At 66.3% G+C, this 3,763-nt stretch carries 4 protein-coding genes; 2 read left to right on the top strand and 2 right to left on the bottom strand.

Features of this window, described 5'->3' with window-relative positions; all coding sequences use genetic code 11:
- Positions 1-27: 27 nt before the first annotated feature.
- Complete coding sequence (locus tag V6M48_RS11110; protein WP_332812610.1) at positions 28-1,596, bottom strand: trimethylamine methyltransferase family protein; 1,569 nt, start codon at positions 1,594-1,596, stop codon at positions 28-30.
- A 155-nt stretch (positions 1,597-1,751) separates the two neighbouring features.
- Positions 1,752-1,958: a hypothetical protein gene (locus V6M48_RS11105; protein WP_332812609.1), complete on the bottom strand. Its 207-nt coding sequence runs from the start codon at positions 1,956-1,958 to the stop codon at positions 1,752-1,754.
- A 165-nt stretch (positions 1,959-2,123) separates the two neighbouring features.
- Between V6M48_RS11105 and V6M48_RS11100 the strand changes: the two genes are divergently transcribed.
- Positions 2,124-3,308 (top strand): MFS transporter, encoded by a 1,185-nt coding sequence (locus V6M48_RS11100; protein WP_332812608.1) that lies wholly within the window; start codon positions 2,124-2,126, stop codon positions 3,306-3,308.
- Positions 3,309-3,504: 196 nt separating this feature from the next.
- Positions 3,505-3,763 (top strand): aminotransferase class III-fold pyridoxal phosphate-dependent enzyme (locus tag V6M48_RS11095; RefSeq protein WP_332812607.1); only part of this gene is annotated, 259 nt, incomplete at its 3' end.

Raw genomic sequence — 3,763 nt, 5'->3', positions numbered from 1 at the left:
GATCGGGGTGAGTTTCATCGCGTCGCCTCAGAAATCCGTCGGGGCGCCGCCGGCCGCGATGCGCTTCTCGACGAAATCGTCGAGCTCCTCTCGCCGCGCAGGGTCCATGGCCGGCGCCTCGTAGCTCGCCAGCCGCTCCTTCCAGACGCGGTTGGCCTTCTCGACCGCGGTCGGCGAACCGGCCTCGGCCCAGGTCTCGTAGTTGCGCCAGTCAGACAGGATCGGCGCGTAGAAGGCCGTCTTGTAGCGGTCCTGGGTGTGCTGGGTGCCGAAGAAGTGGCCGCCAGGGCCGACGTCGCGGATCGCTTCGACGGCGAGCGCATCCTCGGAAAGGTCGAGCGGGGTCAGCATCTCGCTGACCATCTGCAACAGGTCGATGTCGAGGATCATCTTCTCGTAGGAGGCGCGCAAGCCGCCTTCGAGCCAGCCGGCGGCGTGAAGAATGAAATTGCCGCCGCCCTGCACCGCGCCCCACAGCGAGAACACGCTCTCATAGGCCGCCTGGGCATCCACGGCGTTGGCGGCGCAGGTGTTGGAGGTGCGGTAGGGGATGTTGTATTTTCGTGCGAGCTGGCCGCCGAGAAGCTGTGCCTTCATGTATTCCGGCGTGCCGAAGGCCGGCGCGCCCGATTTCATGTCGACATTGGAGGTGAATCCGCCGTAGCCGACCGGCGCGCCCTTGCGCACCATCTGGGTAAACGCAATGCCGGCGAGCGCCTCGGCGTTCTGCTGTACCACTGCGCCTGCGACCGTCACCGGCGCCATGGCGCCAGCGAGCGTGAACGGCGTGACGATCACCAGCTGCCCCTGCGACGACATCTGGATGATGCCCTCCATCATCGGGACGTCGAGCTTCAGCGGCGAGTTGGTATTGATGATCGTGTAGCAGACCGGATTGTCGAGCAGCCCCTCGCGGGACAGCCCGTTGGCGATGCGGGCAATCTCGATTCCGTCCTGGTTGCGTTCCTTGCCGAGCGAATAGATGTGGAAGGCCTTATCGGTCAGCGTCGCCAGGTCGCGGATGCATTCGAGATGGCGGATCGACGGATGGATGTCGATCGGCTCGACCGGATAGCCGCCCGTCGCCGAGATGACGTTGTGCATCTGGGCGAGCTTCACCAGATTGCGGAAATCCTTCTGGTTGCCGGGGCGGCGGCCATTGTCGAGGTCGGAACAGTTCGGCGCCGACGCCACCTGCGCAAAGACGAGGTTGTCGCCGCCGAAATCGATCGAATGGTCGGGATTGCGCGCATGCACCCGAAACTCCGGCGGCGCGTGCGATACCCATTCCAGCACCATGTCTGGATCGAAGCGGACGCGCTCCGAGCCCTCGCGCACGTCGGCGCCGGCTCCCTTCATGATGCGGCGCGCCTCCTCGTGCAGCACGTCGAGGCCGATCTCGGACAAAACGCGCAGCGAAGCGCGGTGGATCGATTCAAGCTGGTCTTCCGAGACGATATTCGTCGGCGCGAACGGGCGCTTCAGGCGCCGGAACGGTGGCTGTTCGAACGCGGCCGAGCCGCCGGCGCGCTTGCCGGCGCGGCCACCGCTGCGGGCGCGGGCCGCCGGAATGGCATCGGCTGTGGCTTCGGACATGCAATTCCCCGACAGGCTGACAGAGTTCGGGGCCATATTGGACGGCGCCGATCTTCGCGATAGCGGGAGCGGCGACCACAAGCACGAAGGATGCGACATGGGCGGTGTGCGCCCTCGATGTCGGATCGGAAGGCGTTAAAGAGAGCCCGTGCCGTTCAGAGCCATTCGCTCGAGCCGGCAGCCGGTGCCGTCTGCCGGTCCCGCATGCCGAACGGGCGAGCGCGGCCGATCGCCGGCTCGGCGTCGACCTTGCGACTTTGCCCGGTCTGAGCCGGCGATACGGCGCGCCAAGCATTGAGGCGCAGGGCGAAGGCATGCGGCTGCTCGGGATGGCGTATGCGAACCTGATAGCGCGATTGCATGGCTGCCTCTCGGTTGTTGCGACCCGTTCCCGAACCTATGACCACGATCCTCCGGCAGTGTTTCGGGTCTGTGCCGCCGTGGGGCCGTCTGTGAAACATCAGGTTTCGACAATCGCCGTCGCACCCGCGATTCCGGGCGGCAGCGCGGGGTGCTAGGGGAAAACGATGCAAGACCGATCCGAGCCTGATTCCACCGCGCGTCCCTTGCCGCTCGGCGCGCTTGCCGGCCTGACCGCAGCGGTGACCGCGTTCGCGCTGGCGCAGGGCCTGTCCTATCCGCTGTTCACCTTCCTGATGCAGCGGCAAGGCATGACACCGGCCGAAATCGGCCTTTCCGCAGCAATGACGCCGCTGGGGCTGATCCTCTCCGCGATGTTCGTGCCCGAACTGGTGCGCCGGCTCGGCGGGCGCCGGCTGGCGGTCATCGCCGCGCTCAGCGGCGCGCTGCTCTTCGTCCTGGTGGGCGCGCTGCAGAACTGGATCGCCTGGTATCTTCTGCGCTTCCTGATCGGGCTGGCGATCAACCCGCTCTACATCCTCGGCGAAGTCTGGATGATGGCGCTCGCTCCCGACGCGCGGCGGGGTCGGATCATGGGGATCTTCAACGCGGTCACGGGCGTCGGCTATGCAGCGGGTCCGCTGACACTGACGCTGGTCGGAACGGACGGCTGGCCGCCGCTCTCGGTCGCGATCTTCGGCTTCTCCGCCTGCGCGGTGCTGCTGTTCCTGACGACCAAGGGATTGCGCGGCTTCGAGCCCGATGAGGAGGGGACACCGGCATCCGGGATATGGAGCTTCTGGACGCTCGCGCCGGCGCTGCTGCTCGCCGTCGGCGTATCGGCCGCCACCCAGCAGAGCGCCTATTCGCTGATGCCGGTCTTCGGCGCCGGCTACGGGCTTCAGGAGGCCAGGCTCGCCGCGCTGATCACGATGCTCTCGCTCGGCAACATCCTGCTTCAGGTGCCGCTCGGCTTCCTAGCAGAACGGCTGGGAGCGCGGACGATGATCATCGCCTGCGCCGCGCTCAATGCGGCCTGCGTGCTTTCCCTGCCTCTTCTCATCGAGGGGCCGCTCGTCTGGCCGGTGCTGTTGGTGATGGGCGGCGTCGGCTACGGCGTCTACACGATGTCGCTGGTCGAACTCGGCAGCCGCTTCAGGGGACAGACCCTCGTCGCCGGAAACTCGGCCTTTGCGCTGATGTGGGGCGTGGGCGGCATCGCCGGACCACCCGGCTCGGGCGCGGCGATCCAGGCATTCGGCCCGATCGGACTGCCGATGGTGAGTGCTGGCCTGAGCGCCGTCCTGATCGTTTTCGCGATCTACCGGGCGGCCGTGCGCAGGGCGTCTTGATAGGGTCAAGGAGCTTCGACTACATTTACGCCATGAGCGCCCGCCGCCGATATTTCGCCGGTCATCCTTCGACGCCTTCCAGGCGGACGCTGCACGTCGAACTGCTGCGGCTGTGTGCCCGCATCGGCTATTCGCCGCCGGCGCCCTGAATCCGCCCCGGCCTTGCCGGACCGATTCAGCACAGAGGCGCAAGACAATGTCCTACCAGAATTTTTCCCTGAAGCAGTTGCAGGAGATCGATGCCGCGCATCATCTCCACCCGTTCACCGACCACAAGGAATTGCGACACGCCGGCTCGCGGATGATCGTGCGCGCCGACGGGGCGTTCATCTACGATTCCGAAGGCAACGAAATCCTGGACGGAATGGCGGGGCTGTGGTGCGTGAACGCCGGTTACGGCCGGACGGAACTCGCCGAGGCCGCCTACGAACAGATGAAGGAGCTGCCGTATTACA

Source organism: Sphingomonas sp. (assembly GCF_036677245.1).
Taxonomy (GTDB): domain Bacteria; phylum Pseudomonadota; class Alphaproteobacteria; order Sphingomonadales; family Sphingomonadaceae; genus Allosphingosinicella.
The sequence above is the reverse complement of the archived record's forward strand: the minus strand, read 5'-3'. Positions and strand labels throughout refer to the sequence as shown.